12 protein-coding genes and 1 tRNA gene are annotated in these 14,549 nt (G+C 71.8%); 2 read left to right on the top strand and 11 right to left on the bottom strand.

The window, feature by feature from the left end; genetic code table 11:
• Positions 1 to 38: 38 nt before the first annotated feature.
• The 4 genes from OG210_RS20075 to OG210_RS20060 form a co-directional block, all read right to left on the bottom strand.
• Positions 39 to 1,820 carry a DEAD/DEAH box helicase gene (locus OG210_RS20075; RefSeq protein WP_327297339.1) on the bottom strand — a complete coding sequence of 594 codons (1,782 nt, stop codon included), beginning with the start codon at positions 1,818 to 1,820 and terminating at the stop codon, positions 39 to 41.
• A gap of 80 nt (positions 1,821 to 1,900) precedes the next feature.
• Positions 1,901 to 2,272 carry a type II toxin-antitoxin system death-on-curing family toxin gene (locus tag OG210_RS20070; RefSeq protein ID WP_371538040.1) on the bottom strand — a complete coding sequence of 124 codons (372 nt, stop codon included), beginning with the start codon at positions 2,270 to 2,272 and terminating at the stop codon, positions 1,901 to 1,903.
• Complete coding sequence (locus OG210_RS20065; protein ID WP_328327041.1) at positions 2,272 to 2,469, bottom strand: hypothetical protein; 198 nt, start codon at positions 2,467 to 2,469, stop codon at positions 2,272 to 2,274. The genes OG210_RS20070 and OG210_RS20065 overlap by 1 nt, the downstream gene beginning before the upstream one ends.
• Before the next feature lie 33 nt (positions 2,470 to 2,502).
• A complete protein-coding gene (locus tag OG210_RS20060) occupies positions 2,503 to 3,960 on the bottom strand; it encodes an MFS transporter (RefSeq protein ID WP_328327043.1) in 1,458 nt (485 codons plus the stop codon).
• 202 nt (positions 3,961 to 4,162) lie between these two features.
• Here OG210_RS20060 and OG210_RS20055 point away from each other — a divergent pair.
• Positions 4,163 to 4,234: transfer RNA gene (locus OG210_RS20055), tRNA-Cys, on the top strand.
• A gap of 111 nt (positions 4,235 to 4,345) precedes the next feature.
• On the opposite strand, the gene OG210_RS20050 is transcribed toward OG210_RS20055, so the two are convergent.
• Both OG210_RS20050 and OG210_RS20045 read right to left on the bottom strand, forming a co-directional pair.
• Entirely contained in the window at positions 4,346 to 5,062 is a 717-nt protein-coding gene (locus tag OG210_RS20050; protein ID WP_328327045.1) for a DUF1990 family protein, read from the bottom strand.
• A 9-nt stretch (positions 5,063 to 5,071) separates the two neighbouring features.
• Positions 5,072 to 5,323: a hypothetical protein gene (locus OG210_RS20045; protein WP_328327047.1), complete on the bottom strand. Its 252-nt coding sequence runs from the start codon at positions 5,321 to 5,323 to the stop codon at positions 5,072 to 5,074.
• Positions 5,324 to 5,404: 81 nt separating this feature from the next.
• Between OG210_RS20045 and OG210_RS20040 the strand changes: the two genes are divergently transcribed.
• Entirely contained in the window at positions 5,405 to 6,151 is a 747-nt protein-coding gene (locus OG210_RS20040; RefSeq protein ID WP_328327049.1) for a DUF1990 family protein, read from the top strand.
• Between the two features lie 33 nt (positions 6,152 to 6,184).
• Here OG210_RS20040 and OG210_RS20035 read toward each other — a convergent pair whose 3' ends face one another.
• From OG210_RS20035 to OG210_RS20015, 5 genes are all read right to left on the bottom strand, one after another.
• A complete protein-coding gene (locus OG210_RS20035; protein WP_328327051.1) occupies positions 6,185 to 6,769 on the bottom strand; it encodes a DUF1269 domain-containing protein in 585 nt (194 codons plus the stop codon).
• Positions 6,770 to 6,933: 164 nt separating this feature from the next.
• The gene (locus OG210_RS20030) at positions 6,934 to 9,141 is read right to left on the bottom strand and encodes a germacradienol/geosmin synthase (RefSeq protein WP_371538034.1); all 2,208 of its coding nucleotides are present in this window, start codon (positions 9,139 to 9,141) and stop codon (positions 6,934 to 6,936) included.
• A 209-nt stretch (positions 9,142 to 9,350) separates the two neighbouring features.
• Entirely contained in the window at positions 9,351 to 11,666 is a 2,316-nt protein-coding gene (locus tag OG210_RS20025; RefSeq protein WP_328327055.1) for a xanthine dehydrogenase family protein molybdopterin-binding subunit, read from the bottom strand.
• The gene (locus OG210_RS20020) at positions 11,663 to 13,423 is read right to left on the bottom strand and encodes a 2Fe-2S iron-sulfur cluster-binding protein (RefSeq protein ID WP_371540387.1); all 1,761 of its coding nucleotides are present in this window, start codon (positions 13,421 to 13,423) and stop codon (positions 11,663 to 11,665) included. The genes OG210_RS20025 and OG210_RS20020 overlap by 4 nt, the downstream gene beginning before the upstream one ends.
• A gap of 92 nt (positions 13,424 to 13,515) precedes the next feature.
• Positions 13,516 to 14,412, bottom strand: a complete 897-nt coding sequence (locus OG210_RS20015; RefSeq protein ID WP_328327057.1) for an FAD binding domain-containing protein — start codon at positions 14,410 to 14,412, stop codon at positions 13,516 to 13,518.
• Positions 14,413 to 14,549 lie beyond the last annotated feature (137 nt).

Raw genomic sequence — 14,549 nt, 5'->3', positions numbered from 1 at the left:
GTCGGCCCGGCGTGCGGCGCAGACGGTGCGCCCGCGCGTCACCGCATCCGCGTGGCCCACTCCTGGACCTTCGCGATGCGTTCCTTCAGCTGGCCTGCCGTGGCCTCCGCGCTCGGCGGGCCCCCGCAGGTGCGGCGCAGCTCCGTGTGGATCACCCCGTGCGGTTTGCCGCTCTGGTGGGTGTAGGCCGAGACCATCGTGTTGAGCTGCTTGCGCAGTTCCAGCAGCTGCTTGTGCGTGACGACCGGGCGCGCTTCGGCGGCCTTCTCCAGGAGGTCGGCCTCCTCGGCCGGCTTCTGGCGGCTGTGCGCGATCTGCCGGGTCTGCCGCTTCTGGAGCAGCAGCTGCACCTGGTCCGGTTCCAGCAGGCCGGGGATACCGAGGTAGTCCTGCTCCTCCTCGCTGCCCGGGTGCGCCTGCATCCCGAACTCAGCGCCGTCGTACAGCACCCGGTCGAAGACCGCGTCGGATTCCAGTGCCTCGAAGGGCAGTTGCTCCTCGGTCTCCTCGTCCTCCAGCTTCTCCGCGTCGGCGAGGAGCTTGTCCTCCTCCGCGAACGGGTTCTCCTCGTCGCTGCCCTTCTTGGGTTTGTCGAGTACGTGGTCCCGTTCGACCTCCATCTCGTTCGCGAAGTCGAGGAGCATCGGAATCGTCGGCACGAAGACGGAAGCGGTCTCGCCGCGCCTGCGGGAGCGTACGAAACGCCCCACGGCCTGGGCGAAGAAGAGCGGTGTCGAGATGGTGGTGGCGTACACGCCGACGGCGAGGCGCGGTACGTCGACGCCTTCCGACACCATCCGGACCGCGACCATCCAGCGGGACTCGTCGGCGGCGAACTGGTCGATCTTCTTCGACGCGGCCTTCTCGTCGGAGAGCACGACGGCCGGCCGGTCACCGGTGATCTTCCGGAGGATCTTCGCGTACTCGCGGGCGGTGTCCTGGTCGGAGGCGATGACCAGACCGCCGGCGTCCGGGATGCCCTTGCGGACCTCGGTGAGGCGCTGGTCGGCGGCGCGCAGCACGTTCGGGATCCACTCACCGGTCGGCGCGAGCGCGGTGCGCCAGGCCTGGCCGATCGCGTCCTTGGTCATCGGTTCGCCGAGCCGGGCGGCGATCTCGTCGCCGGCCTTGGTGCGCCAGCGCATGTTGCCGCTGTAGCTGAGGAAGATCACGGGGCGGACGACGCCGTCGGCGAGCGCGTTGCCGTAGCCGTACGTGTAGTCGGCGGAGGAGCGCCGGATACCGTCGTTGCCCTCCTCGTACGCGACGAAGGGGATCGGATTGGTGTCCGAGCGGAACGGCGTACCGGTCAGCGCGAGCCGCCGGGTCGCCGGGTCGAACGCCTCCTGGCACGCCTCGCCCCAGGACTTGCTGTCGCCCGCGTGGTGGATCTCGTCCAGGATCACGAGGGTCTTGCGCTGCTCGCAGCGGTTGCGGTGCAGCATCGGGCGCACGCCGACACCGGCGTAGGTGACCGCGATGCCGTCGTACTCCTTGCTCAGGGGGCCCGCGCTGTAGTCCGGGTCGAGCTTGATCCCTATCCGGGCCGCGGCCTCCGCCCACTGCTTCTTCAGATGCTCCGTCGGCGCGACGACGGTGATCTGCTGCACGACGTGGTGGTGCAGCAGCCAGGACGCGAGGGTCAGCGCGAAGGTGGTCTTCCCTGCGCCGGGGGTCGCGACCGCGAGGAAGTCACGGGGCTGCTCATGGAGGTAACGCTCCAGGGCGCCTTCCTGCCAGGCACGCAGCTTGCTGGCGGTGCCCCAGGGGGCGCGGCCGGGGAAGGCGGGTGAGAGGTGGTGGGAGGCGGTAGTAGTCACGGTCTCCGTCGGATCTCAGAGGTGCACGGGGCGGCGGTACGACAACCGGGCCACCCTACCGGGGTCAGCCGTGGCGTGGCTCAGCGCGCGGCGAAGCCGGGCAGCTGCCCAGCGATCTTGGGCACGTCGAGCAGGCCCTGACAGACATCCAGCACGAACCGCTCCGCTTCGTCCACATCGAATCCAGCGTCCAGGGGATGCCCGTTCATATGGAGGAACACCCAGGTCGCGTACCACGCAATGCGCCTATTACCGTCGACCAGTGCGTGATTACGGGCCAGCGACTCCATCAGCGCGGCGGCCTTGTGCCAGACATCGGGATACGCGTCCTGCCCGAAGACGCTCGACTGCGGACGGGCCAGGGCGGAGTCGAGCAGACCGTAGTCGCGCACCTCGTCCGCCCCCAGCCGCTGCGCGAGATTCAGCAACTCGGGGAGAGTCAGGTAGTGCATCAGGCGAGCCGGCGGTTCAGCTCGGTACTTGCCGCGAGAACGTGGTCGGCTGCCTCATTGAAGAGCCGGGAATGCTCGTTCATGGCAGCGATGACGGCATCGTGCGCGAAGACCTGCATGCTGCGGCCTTCTGCTGCCGCACGCTCACGCAGCATGTCGAGCTCTTCGTCGGTGAAACGCAGATTCAGTCCAGCCATGTGCTGGATGGTACTACGTGGTACCACTCGGTGTCACTCCACCCTTGTCCGCACCCGCGTAGCCACCCAGGCCCCCGCCAGCGCCACCGCCGCCATCGGCAGGAACACCGCCGCGAACGCCGCCGGGTGCGGTGCCGACGCCCCGTCGTGCAGGGCGCCCACCGCTCCCCCGCCCAGCGCCGCGAAGGCCGCGCCGCCTGCCGCGAGCATCAGGACGTTCGAGAGGCCGTCGGACATCTGGAGGGCGGCCGAGTTCGCGCCCGCCTCCTCCGGGGCCGACAGCTTCAGCATCATCACGCTCGTCGACGCGATGACCGTGCCCATGCCGTAGCAGCCGAACGCCCACGCCACCGCGACCGTCCAGGCCGGGACGGAATGGATCAGGACACTCGGCGCGGTCAGGATGGCCGCCGCCACGAGGATCATGCCGATGACCATCAGCCGCTGCCGGTACGGCTCCATGCGCGGCCGGGACTGTACGAACGAGCCGAGCGCCCAGGTCCCGCCGCCGGCCGCCAGTGAGAGCCCGGCCAGCGTCGGCGAGAGTCCGCGCTGGGTGACCAGCATCAGCGGTACGAAGCTCTCGGCGGCGATGAACGACCCCGCGGCGACCCCTCGCAGCAGCACCACGGAAGGCAGCCCGCGCGCCGCCCGGCAGGTGCCGCGCGGCAGCAGCCCGAGCACCGCGGGGACCAGCAGCGCCGCGCCCGCCACGGCCGGGACCAGCGAAAGCCACCGCAGGTCCTGGCCCGCGTACTGGAGCAGCCCGGCCCCCACCGAGATCCCGAGCGCGAGGCGGATGCGCCGCCGGTCGAAGGCGGGCGGCGGTACGGAGGGGTCGGCCGGGCCCGCCGCCTTCCGGCGGATCGCGGGCAGCGCGAGGGCGAGCGGCGGCACCACCAGGACCGGGATGGCGATGAAGACCCAGCGCCAGCCGAGGTGTTCGGTGACCGTGCCGGCCGCGAGCGGGCCGACCACGGAGGGGATCACCCAGCTCGCGGCGAAGGCCGCCATGATCGAGGGCCGCAGCCGCTCCGGGTAGGCGCGGCTGACGACGACGTACAGCGCGACGATGACCAGCCCGCCGCCGAGACCCTGCACCGCGCGACCGGCCACGAAGATCCACATCGAGGACGCCGTACCGGAGAGCAGCAGTCCGGCCGCGAAGGCGGCGATGCCGGTGGCGAGGGGCCGCAGCGGCCCGTTCCGGTCGGCCCACTGGCCGGAGAGGACCATCGCGAAGAGCGAGGTGGTGAAGTACGCGGAGAACGCGAAGGCGTAGAGCGCGACCCCGTGCAACTCCCGGGCGGCGACGGGCATCGCGGTGCCGACCGCGGTCGCCTCGAAGGCGATGAGCAGGACGACGGTGACGATGCCGATGCTGAGCGCCCGGTGCGCGCTGCCGAGGATCCCGCCGGCCGCGGGGGTGGAAGTGCCGTCGGGCAGGTCGGGGGCTGCGACCTCGGCGTCGCGGGGTTCCAGGGCGGTCATGGGTCCACAGTAAGGGGCGAACTGCCGGATGGACCCTGTCGGAGGGTGGGGCCGGTCTGGTCCGTTGGTCGTACGACCGTGAACGGGGTGTGGCAGTCACGTTGCGGGACCGCCCGCGGCCTTGAGGCGGTGGCGCGGGGGAGCCTACGGTCGGCGTACTGGATCGGTTCCGGGCGGACGAACGGAGCGGTTCCGGTGACGTGGCCGTGTGCCCGAGTGGTTGAGGGGCTCGCCTGCAAAGCGAGTTACGCGGGTTCGATTCCCGCCACGGCCTCTGCGTACATACCGAGCCCCCTCTGCCCCGATCATTCGGGCTGGGGGCACGGGGGTCGCCCCCCGAAAGACACAGCACGCGGGTTCGATTCCCGCCACGGCCTCTGCGCCGCTATGGCCGGACGGCCTCCGAGCCGCTCGGGACAACGACGAGACCCCTGCCCGCCGGGGAGGGCTGAGGGTCCGCCGGTGGGGCGCCCCGGAGTTCGGCGCAGGTGAGGTCGTGGAGCCGGTCCGCGCTGGCACGGTAGAAGCGGCACTGAGTCATACGGCCGAACAGGACGAAGCCCGCGCGGACGACCGGGTTACGGATTGCCGCCCGCCGGGAGTAGCCGGTGATCAGGAACTCGACAGCCCCCGTGTGCGGGTACTTGATGACCTGGTAGAGCAGTTCTCCCTCCTCCAGATGTCCGTCGAGCGTCTGGTAGCCCCAGCCCCAGACCCGCTGCGCGGTGTCCCCCGTACCGCGCAGGTCGTCGGTGACCGACGTGATCCTGACCCCCATGTCGAAGCGGAGGCCGAGGAAGCGCCCCTCCAGCAGGATGTTCCGCCCGAGCAGCGCGTCGTCGCGGCGGTAGAGCGCACGGAGGATGCCAGGTGCGGGGAACTGGTAGTCGCGCACGAGCCGGCAGGCGATGTCCCAGGCCCCGCCCGGCTCCGGGTCGCCCGGCCGCTCACGGGCGAGCGGCCGGCGGAGCGAGTCGACGTGCCAGCCCTCCTCCCGCGCGGGCGTACGGCCGGGCGGGAGGGCGTAGTTGACCGTACGGCCTTTCAGGGAACGCAGCGCCGAGGCGGCGTCCTCACCGTGGAGTCGCCTTTCACGCAGCATCGGCGCCCCTCAACGGGACTGCCCGGTCCGGCCGGTCTGCTCGATTCGCTCGATTGCGCTGATGGACTGGCTCATGAGCCACAGCGTGGCGGGCCAGAGACCGACGAAAAGCGCCCGTCGCTCCGCGTTGCCCCGCTCATCCTGGTCGTAGCCCTTGGCGCGCATCCAGAACCCGATACAGACCGCCACCCCGGCCATGGACGCCGCCTCCATGTACGCACTGGACACACCCGCGCGTCGCAGCAACCGCGAAATCCGCACCGTACCTCCCAGCCTCCCGCCGAAGCAGCAAAAAAGTACAGAAGAAGATGAACTGTGCAGTTTGCCCGTATCGTGAACCGTATGACGTCAGCGCATACCGAGCAACCGTGGCAGCTGTCCCGTCGGCGCCGTCTCGGGACTGTCGCGCGGTTCCCCGCCGGGGTGGCGATCATGTCCTGGAACTACCTCTGGCGGATCCGCGCGCTGCACCGCAGCGAGGAGGCGGGCGGCAGCAGCGACCTGCCGCCCGTGGTGCCCGCCGAGTTGGCCGACCGGCACAGCAAGCGCCTGGAGGACGGCTCCGGACCGATGCTCCACCGGCGCTTCTCCGTCCTGATCGACGGCAGCGGGATGAGTCCGCGGGAGCTGATGGGCTCCGTCATGGCCGACCTCAACCAAGCAGCCCCGCGTGGCGCCGCGGTGTTCCACAAGACGGCCGGCCGCACCGGAACCGTGCGAACGGGCGACGAATACCGGGTGCGGATGCCCGGACCGTGGGACGGGCCCGTACGCGTACTCCACCAGGACGCGACGTCGTTCAGGTTCGGCACGCTGCGGGGCCATCTCGAAGCGGGTCAGATCGAGTTCCGGGCCAGGGACGAAGGAGAACTGCTCGCCTTCGAGATCGAGGCCTGGTCCCGGGCGGGCGACCGGCTGGCGGACCTGCTGTACTGCCGGCTCCGGGTGTCCAAGGAGATCCAGTTCAACATGTGGGTGCACTTCTGCCTGCGGGCGGCGGATATCGCCGGCGGGCGGCCGCGTGGCGGCGTCACCATCGACACCCGGGTCGTACCCGCCGCGGGCTGCCGGGAAGTGCCGGCCGCCTGACCGGACGCCGGGCCCCTCCGGGTGTCCCGGCCCTCAGGCCTCCGGCCGCGTCGTCGGCCGCTGCTCCGTACCCTCGGCCGGTGCCGCAGATGTCTCCGGCCGCGTCGTCGGCTGTTCCCTCCCGCCGCCCCGGGCCGCCTGGACCATCGACTTCAGGTGCTCCTCGTCCTCCGTCGAGAGCGACGTCTGGACCAGCTGGCCGCCGAACGGCGCCAGTTCCGCCACTACCTTGTCGACCGCTTCCGACTTGGCCAGTGCGAAGAGCGCCGCGCTCCCCGGGCGGAGGTTCTGGCTGACCTCGCGCATGAAGTCGTCGTTCACCCCGGCGTCGCTGACGGCTCCGCCCGCCGCGCCCGCCGCGGCTCCGACGGCCGCGCCGAGCAGCGGCGCGAGGAAGAGCATCCCGATGAGCCCGCCCCAGAGCGCACCTCCGGTCGCTCCGGCCGCAGTGAGGTTCATGCCCTGGTGCAGCTTGATCTTGCCGTCGGATTCGCGGCGCTCGACCACGACCACGTCCTCCAGGTCGATGAGGTGCTGGCGGCTCAGCGTCACGACCTTGTCGCGGACCTGGTTGGCGGTGGCGACGTCGTCGTAGGCGACGACAAACAGATTGCTCATGCGACTGACTCCTCATCGGGGTGCGGGACTCAGCCCACTATAGGAAATATGCCGCAAACCCGACATGCGGCAGTGGCGTCCGGGTACCGCGCGGGCCCGGACGCCCCCTCCAGGCGTCCGGGCGTCCGGGCGTCCCCCTGCTCTCCAGGCGCGCAGCCGCCGCCTCACCCCCGGCTGACCAGCTCCGCCAGCCCCAGTGCCGCCATGCCGAAACCCGACGGAACAGCCGGCAGCAAGCGGGAGCCGGGCCCGCCCGCGAGCAGATCGGCCTCCGCGTACCTGCGGGTCCCGCGGTGCCAGTTCAGGATGGCCGCCATCCAGTCCTCCAGCTCCCGCACATAGCTCCCCAGCGCGTCGCGGGTCGCGTCGTCGAGCCCGAAGTCCTCGCAGACGACCGGGATCTCGTGCTCGGCCACATGCCGGAACTGCCGCATACGCGACACCATCAGGTCATCGACCATGGCCAGCGCGGTCGGGTAGTCGACGGTGAAGAACGCCTGGACGACCAGGACGGCGTTGTGCACCTCCCCCTCGAACTCGATCTCCTTCTGGTACGAGAAGACGTCGTTCATCAGGCAGGCGTAGTCCGCGGCCGAGCTCTCCAGCGACTTCACCGGCCCGCTGCGGAAGACCTCGTCCGGGATCCGGTGCCCGTGGCCGAGCCTGGCCAGGGACATCGTCAGATCGGAGCCGAAGGTCATCCGGCGCATCTCGATGTAGTCGACCGGTTCCGGGATGCGGTGCTGCGCCTGGTTGGCGAGCTCCCAGAGCCAGGCGGCCGTCATCTTCTCCACCGCCGTACGGAAAGCGCGGCGCGCGGCGCCGTCCATCGGGGCCGCCGTGCGTGCCCACAGGTCGGCCAGCGCCCGCTCCATGACGTTCTCCGGCGGGGGCGCCTCCTCCCCCTCCAGCGGCATGAGGAGCGAGAACCGCTCGTTCTGCACCTTCGCGCCCGCGAGGTCGCGGGCCCGCCCGTACACCAGCGGGAAGTAGTCGTCGGCGTACGTCCCCCAGGCCAGCCAGCCGGACGCGAGGTCCAGTTCGTCCGCGGTGGCGTCCGGGTCCATGCCCGCGGCACAGAGCGGGAAGTCGTAACCGGTGAGCAGCCGCTCGTCCCAGATGTCGTCGAGCATCCGCACCCGGTGCGCCCATGCGACGAGATGGCGCCGCGCGGTCTCCAGATGCGGCGAGAGCGAGAGCTCGAACGGCATGTCGAAGTCCGGGAGCCGGGACGGTCCGACGTGCTGGTGCGGCACATGCAGATGGTTGCGCAGCCGGGCGGCCCCCGTCTTCCCCATGAGCCGTTTGATGTCCGCGGCGGACGTGCCGAGCCCCAGCGGCCCGAGCGGCAGAGCCGGTGCCGATTCCGCCACCGCACCGCCGTCGTTCATGTAGCGGCTGGAGCGCAGGTGCCACTCATGGCCGCCGGACTGCCAGTCCTGGAGCCCCTTCGCATAGGTGAGCGTGTCGGCCACACCCTCCGGCCCGACGCCGAACTCGGCGAAGAGCGGGCCGAGTTCGGTGAAGAAGGTGTTCTCGAACTGATGGAGCCGCGCGGTGAGCAGATCGTTGACCGCCTCCGCCGCCTCCTGGGTGGTGCAGCCGAGGAAGGTCTCAAGGACCAGGACCCCGTTGCTGAGTTCGCCCTCCTCCTGGATCTCCCGCTCGTACGAGAAGAGGTCGTTGCGCAGATGCACGGCGTCCGAGAACGTGTCCTTCAGCACGCGCAGCGGGCGCGATCCCGCGATGACCACGGGCACCTCCGCACCCGTCGCGTACTCGATGAGCCCGGCCGACCAGGGCGCGCCGCCGACCTTGCGCCGCATCTCGATGTACTCGACGGGGTTGGAGACCCGCCCCGCGTTGATGTTGGAGAGTTCCCAGAGGGACTCGTTGAGCAGGTTCTCTGTGCTCACGGCGAAACGTTCCCGCCACTCCATCGACATACCGGGGACGGTGCGCGCCCAGAGGTCGGCCAGGCCCGCTTCCACCTGGTTCTGCGGCTCGGGGAACCCGTCGGCCAGATCCATCGGCATGAAGGCGGGCAGCCGGTCCAGATACGCCTTGCCGCCCTGCCGGTCCTGCGACCGCTTGAACAGCTCCAGGAAGTGGTCGTCGAAGAAGAACACCCACACGTACCAGTCGGTCACGAGCGACAGCTCGGGTCCGCCGCAGTCCGGGTGGGTGTAGGCGCAGAGCAGGGCGTAGTCGTGGGCGTCGAGGTCGCGCTCGTCCCAGACCCCCGATCCCTCCAGCATTCCCATGCCCCTGGCCCACCGCTTGGTGTGGGCTCTCGCCTCTTCGAGATGGGGATTCAGCCTGGCCGGATGCGGCAGGTAGAACTCCGGCAGTTCAAAAGGCTTTGCTGACACTGACGTTCGGCCTTTCCCATGAGGTCGCTGATCAGAGCAGCACTACCCCTGCGCGGGAACGGGCATCCTCCGGAACGCGCGCTATGCCCATATGTGTGACGTGGGCGCGAACCATGGGCGGGACGGGGGGCGGTGTGCTGCGGCGGGGAGCAGCTCAACTGCCTGAGCCGCCCCCAGCCCTCAACTGCCGCAGGAAGACCGGCCCTTGCTCAGCCCGTGACCACCGCGGCCTGTGGCCGGATCGGGAGCCGGCTCACCGGGCGGCCGGTCGCCGCCCGTACCGCCGCCGCCACCGCGGCCGGAGACGTGACCACCGGCACCGCGCTCGCCGCCTTCGCGCCGAACGGGGCCACCACGTCGCGCTCCTCGATGAGTTTCACGATGCGGATGTCCGGTGTGTCCAGGGACGTGGGGAGCGCGTATCCGGTCAGGTCCGGGTGGCGGACCACGCCCCGCGTCGTACGGAGGTTCTCGGTGAGGGCCGCGCCGACGCCCTGCGTGACGCCCGCCTCGATACGGGAGGCCAGCAGCCGGGGGTTGAGGACCCGGCCGACGTCCTGGGCGACGGCCATCTCCACGACCCGGACCGAGCCCAGTTCGATGTCGACGTCCACCACCGCGCGGATCGCGCAGAAGGCGAGGCCGACGAAGGCGTCGCCCTGGCCCGACTCGTCGAGCGGCTCGGTCGGATGCGGACGGCACTGGGCCGTCGCCCAGAGTTCCTTGCCGTCCATGGCCTCGGTGACCGTCGTGGAGAGCACCCCGTCGTACGAGGTGATCTTGCCGTCGGCGATCTGGAGCAGTTCGGTGGACATCCCGAACTGGTGGGCCAGCGGCTGGAGCAGCTGGGTGCGGACCATCTTCGCCGCCCGCTCCACGGCGCCGCCGGAGACCCAGGTGTGCCTGCCGTGCGTGGCGGGCCCGGCCGGGGGCTGGTCGGTGTCGACGGACGCGACATGGACCTCCTCGATGCCGAGGGTGTCCTGCACGATCTGCCGGGCCAGCGTGGAGAAGCCCTGGCCGGTCTCGACGGCGGCACAGATGACCGTGGCGACCCCGTCGTGGACCTTGACCGTGGCCGTGGAGACCTCGTCGGCGCCCTCGGCGCCGAGCATGTGGACCATGCCCAGCGCGTAGCCGACGCCGCGGCGCACCGCGCCCGGCTCGCCCGCGCCCTCAAGTCCTCCGGGCAGCAGCCAGTCGCCCTCGGGGGTGTCCTTGGGCAGCGCGGGCAGCGGGAAGTCCTTGACGGAACGCAGGAGTTCGGCGACCGGGGCCGGGCAGGTGATGGACTGTCCGGTGGGCAGCAGATCGCCGGTGGCCAGTACATTGCGCAGCCGCAGTTCGGCCGGATCGAGGGAGAGCCTGGCCGCGAGCTTGTCCATCTGGCCCTCGTATGCGGCGCAGACCTGGAGCGCACCCTCGCCGCGGACATGGCCGGACGGCGGGTTGTTCGTACGGACCGCCCAGCCCTCGATGAAGGCGTGCGGGACGACGTAGGGACCGCAGGCGAACGAGACGGCAGCCGCCAGCGATTCGGACGAGGCGTCGGCGTACGCGCCCGCGTCCAGCAGGATCTGCGCCTCGACCTTCACCAGGCGGCCTTCGGCGTCCGCGTGGTGGCGGTAGCGCAGCAGGGTCGGGTGGCGGTGGGCGTGGCCGAGGAAGGACTCCTCGCGGGTCGCGGCCAGCTTGACCGGGCAGCCGGTCTTCAGCGCGAGCAAACCGAGCGGGAGCTGGAAGCTGGTGTCCTCGCGGTCGCCGGTCGCGCCGGGCACTCCGGTCACCACGACCTTGACCCGGTCGGGCTCCAGGCCGAAGCAGGCGGCGGCCAGGTCGCGGTCGGTGTGCGGGTCGGTGGACGCGGTGTAGATCTCGACACCGCCGTCGGGCCGGGGCACGGCGAGCCCGGCCTCGGCGCCGATGGGCGCCGGGTCCTGGCGGCCGATCCGGTAGAGGCCCTCGACGATGACCTCGCCGGTGATGTCCGGGTCGCCGAACCGCAGCGGGATGTGGCGGATCAAATTGCCGTCGGGGTGCAGCGGTTCGGCCTCGAACGCCTGCTCCGGGTCGGTGACCGGCTCCAGCACCTCGTACTCGACCGCGATGGCGGCCGCGGCGAGCCGGGCGGTGTCCGGATGGTCGGCGGCGACCGCGGCGATGGCCTCGCCGTGGTGGCGGACCAGTTCGGACGCGAAGACGGGGCGGTCGGCGACCGTGCGTCCGTGCGCGGCGTCGCCGGGGATGTCGGCGTGCGTGACCACCGCGTGGACGCCGGGCATCGCGGACGCCTCGGACGTGTCGATGGAGAGGATCCGGGCGTGCGGGTGCGCGGAGCGCAGTACGGCGGCCCAGAGAAGGCCCTCGGCCCACAGGTCGGACGCGTAGGGGAAGGTGCCCTCGGTCTTCGCGCGGGTGTCGGCCGGCGGGAGGGACGCGCCGAGCCCGTGCGCGGGCTGCTCCTCCTCCGGGCCGTCCGCCTCAGGGGACTTCGCGGTGGCCGCGGTGGCCGCGTCGCTGCTCACGCCATGCCTCCGTCATGCTGCTGCGGGTTGTCCGGCTGCATACTGCCGGAGCCGGGTGCTGCCTGGTGCGGGATACGGGCCTCTTCGGACGCGGCGCCCGCCTCCGCGCGCCCGGCGACCACCTCGCCCACCGCGTCCAGCACACCCCGGTAGCCGGAGCAGCGGCAGAGGTTGCCGCACAGGGCTTGTCTGGTTTCGAGTTCGGTGGGGGCGTGGTTGCCCTCCAGGAGGTCATGGACCGTCATGGCCATGCCCGGGATGCAGAAACCGCACTGGACGGCTCCGCACTCGGCGAGCGCGCGCTGCACGTCGGAGGGTTCGCCGTTGACGGCGAGGCCCTCGACCGTACGGACCTCGGAACCGGCTGCGGTGGCGGCGGGAACCAGGCAGGAGGCGACGAGCCGGCCGTCCACCTGGACGTTGCAGGCACCGCACTCGCCCTGCGAGCAGCCGTCCTTGGCGCCCGCGAGACCGAGGCGCTCGCGCAGGACGTAGAGCAGCGACTCGCCGATCCAGGCGTCGGTGACGGGGCGGTCGGTGCCGTTCACGCGCAGGACGTACGAGGTGGGGGTGTGCTCGCCCCAGGCGGCGGGGACCGCGTCGGCTGCGGGCAGCGCGCCGGGGACTTCCGTACCGGGGACTTCCACGCCGGGGACTTCCGTGCCGGGCTCGGCGACCACGGCGTCGGAGACCACAGCATCGGTGTGCACGGTGTCCGTGCGCACGGGGTCGGTGCGCACGGGGTCGGTGTGCACGGGGTCCGTGTGCGCGGCAGCGGGGTGCACCGCGTCGGGGTGCGCACCACCGGGACCGGCTGCGGGAGGAGCGGTCTCCGGGCCTGCCCCGGGCGCCGCGTCGAACTCGGCCGCGCGGGGGGCCGGGACGTCGTGCCGGTCCGGTGCGGGATGCGGGGCTTGGGTCTGGGCTTGGGGCTGGGCCTCGCGCGGGTCCCGGGGGTCGTGCGCGCCGTGCTCGCCACCGTGCCCGGCGGATCCGTCGTGGTCGTGGCCGGTTCCGTAACCGGCCCCCGGAACGTCAGGCTCTCCAGCCGCAGTTCCGTGTCCGTCCCCGGCGGGTGCGGGCGGCTCGGCGCCCGTCTCGTGCTCGTCCTGCGGTACGGGGGTGCCATCGGCCGGAGTGCCGTGGTCCGGCTCGGGCTCCACCGGTACGGCCCAGGGCGCGCGCGCACCACCGGGCAGCGTGGCCGGGCGCGCCAGCGAGGAGGCGGTGTACTCACCGGACTCCTCGGGGACGTCCCCCTCGGCGACCGGGATCGTCCACTGGCCGGTGAGATCCCCGCCGTGCTGCTGGTGCGGCTGGTGCTGCTGCGGGTGCGGCTGTTGCTGCGGCTGGTGCGGCTGTTCAGCGACGGGTGAGTCCTGCGCGTCGCCGAACGTCCACTGGCCCGTGGCCATCGGCTCCTGCGGGTACCCCGGACCGGCGTGCGGATCCTGCACGGGCTCCGGCCAGTACGGCGTCTCCGGCACGTGCTGGGACGGGTAGGGCTGGTGGGACTGGCCGGACGGGTAAGGCCGGCCGGACGCGTAGGGCTGGCCGGATGCGTAGGGCTGGTCGGATGCGTAGGGCTGGTCGGACTGGTGCGGCTGATGGGACGGATCCGCCTGCTCCGGCGCCTGCGGCACCGTCCACTGCCCGGTGGCGGCCGGGTCCGTGCCCGCTGCCGGGGTCAGCGGCAGGATCATCGGCGGTACGTACCCGTGGCCGGGCGCGGCCAGCGGGGTGCTGGATGCGTCCATGCCCTCCGGCAGTTGTACGAATGCGGTGGCCTCGGCGTCGTACTCACCGCCCTGCGGGACCGGCTGCCAGCCGCCCCGGTCGTCGTTGGTCGTCACGACAGTGCCCTCCCCAGTGCTCGCCGGGCCAGTGCGGCGACGGTCCGCCGCAAGTGCAGTACGGCCGGGGGCAGCGGCTGCGCCTCTCCCCCGTCGGGGGGCGGCGCCGCGTCGGGGATGCAGGCGGCGGCGACGTACTCGCCGAAGGCGGTGAGCGCCTCCTGCGCCAGCCCGCGTTCGCCGTCCCAGTCGATGAGCGAGGCGATCCACTGCTCGGCCTCCATCGGCCGCAGCGGCATCGGCGCGACGGCTCCCACCGCGCAGCGCACACCGCGCCTGGCCGGATCGAGGACCACCGCGACCGAAGCGGTGGCGCGGCCGGGGCCGGTACGCCCGGTGGCCTTGAGGAAGACCTGGGGCGCGTGCAGCAGCGGTACCCGTACGAAGCCCACGAGTTCGGCGGGCTGGAGCATGTCCCGGCCCGCGAGCAGATGCGACACCGGGGTCTCGCGGCGGGAGCCGTCCGGCCCCGCGACGACCAGGGTGGCCTCCAGCGCGGCCAGCACGGGCAGCGCGTCGCCGGTCGGTGCGGCGGTGACGATGTTGCCGCCGAGCGTGCCGGCGTTACGGATCTGCGGCGGGCCCGCGGCGCGCGCGGCGGCGGCCAGCGCGGGGATGAGCGCGGCGAAGTCGGGCCGTCCCATCCGGGCGTGCGTGAGGCCGGCGCCGAGCAGCGCGTGGCCGTCCTGGTAGTGCCAGCCGCGGATCTCGCTGATCCTGCCGAGTCCGACAAGTCCCGTGGGCCGCAGAAGCCCCGAGTTCACGGCCGCCATCAGATCGGTGCCGCCCGCGACGGGGACGGCGGCAGGCATGGCCGTCAGTGCCGCCACAGCCTCGTCGAGCGATGTCGGCAGCGTCACGGACTGCGCCGCCTGCGGTGCGTGCGTGGTCAACCCAGCTGCCCCTTCCCGGTGTCCCGGTGTCCCGGCTGTCCCGCCTGTTGCGCCGTACGGTACGTGCTCATAGCCCGGACGAGGCAACTCTGGCACATCTTCCGGACTGCCCGACGGGAGGGTCCGCGAAGGGCAGA

The organism is Streptomyces sp. NBC_00466, assembly GCF_041433995.1.
In the GTDB taxonomy this organism is placed as follows: domain Bacteria; phylum Actinomycetota; class Actinomycetes; order Streptomycetales; family Streptomycetaceae; genus Streptomyces.
The sequence above is the reverse complement of the archived record's forward strand: the minus strand, read 5'-3'. Positions and strand labels throughout refer to the sequence as shown.

Bases quoted from the DNA above. Each gene is read 5' to 3' on its own strand.
- OG210_RS20070 (WP_371538040.1), bottom strand. From the start codon at position 2,272: ATGCACTACCTGACTCTCCCCGAGTTGCTGAATCTCGCGCAGCGGCTG.
- OG210_RS20065 (WP_328327041.1), bottom strand. From the start codon at position 2,469: ATGGCTGGACTGAATCTGCGTTTCACCGACGAAGAGCTCGACATGCTG.
- OG210_RS20060 (WP_328327043.1), bottom strand. From the start codon at position 3,960: ATGACCGCCCTGGAACCCCGCGACGCCGAGGTCGCAGCCCCCGACCTG.
- OG210_RS20050 (WP_328327045.1), bottom strand. From the start codon at position 5,062: ATGCTGCGTGAAAGGCGACTCCACGGTGAGGACGCCGCCTCGGCGCTG.
- OG210_RS20040 (WP_328327049.1), top strand. From the start codon at position 5,405: ATGACGTCAGCGCATACCGAGCAACCGTGGCAGCTGTCCCGTCGGCGC.
- OG210_RS20035 (WP_328327051.1), bottom strand. From the start codon at position 6,769: ATGAGCAATCTGTTTGTCGTCGCCTACGACGACGTCGCCACCGCCAAC.
- OG210_RS20020 (WP_371540387.1), bottom strand. From the start codon at position 13,423: ATGGACGCATCCAGCACCCCGCTGGCCGCGCCCGGCCACGGGTACGTA.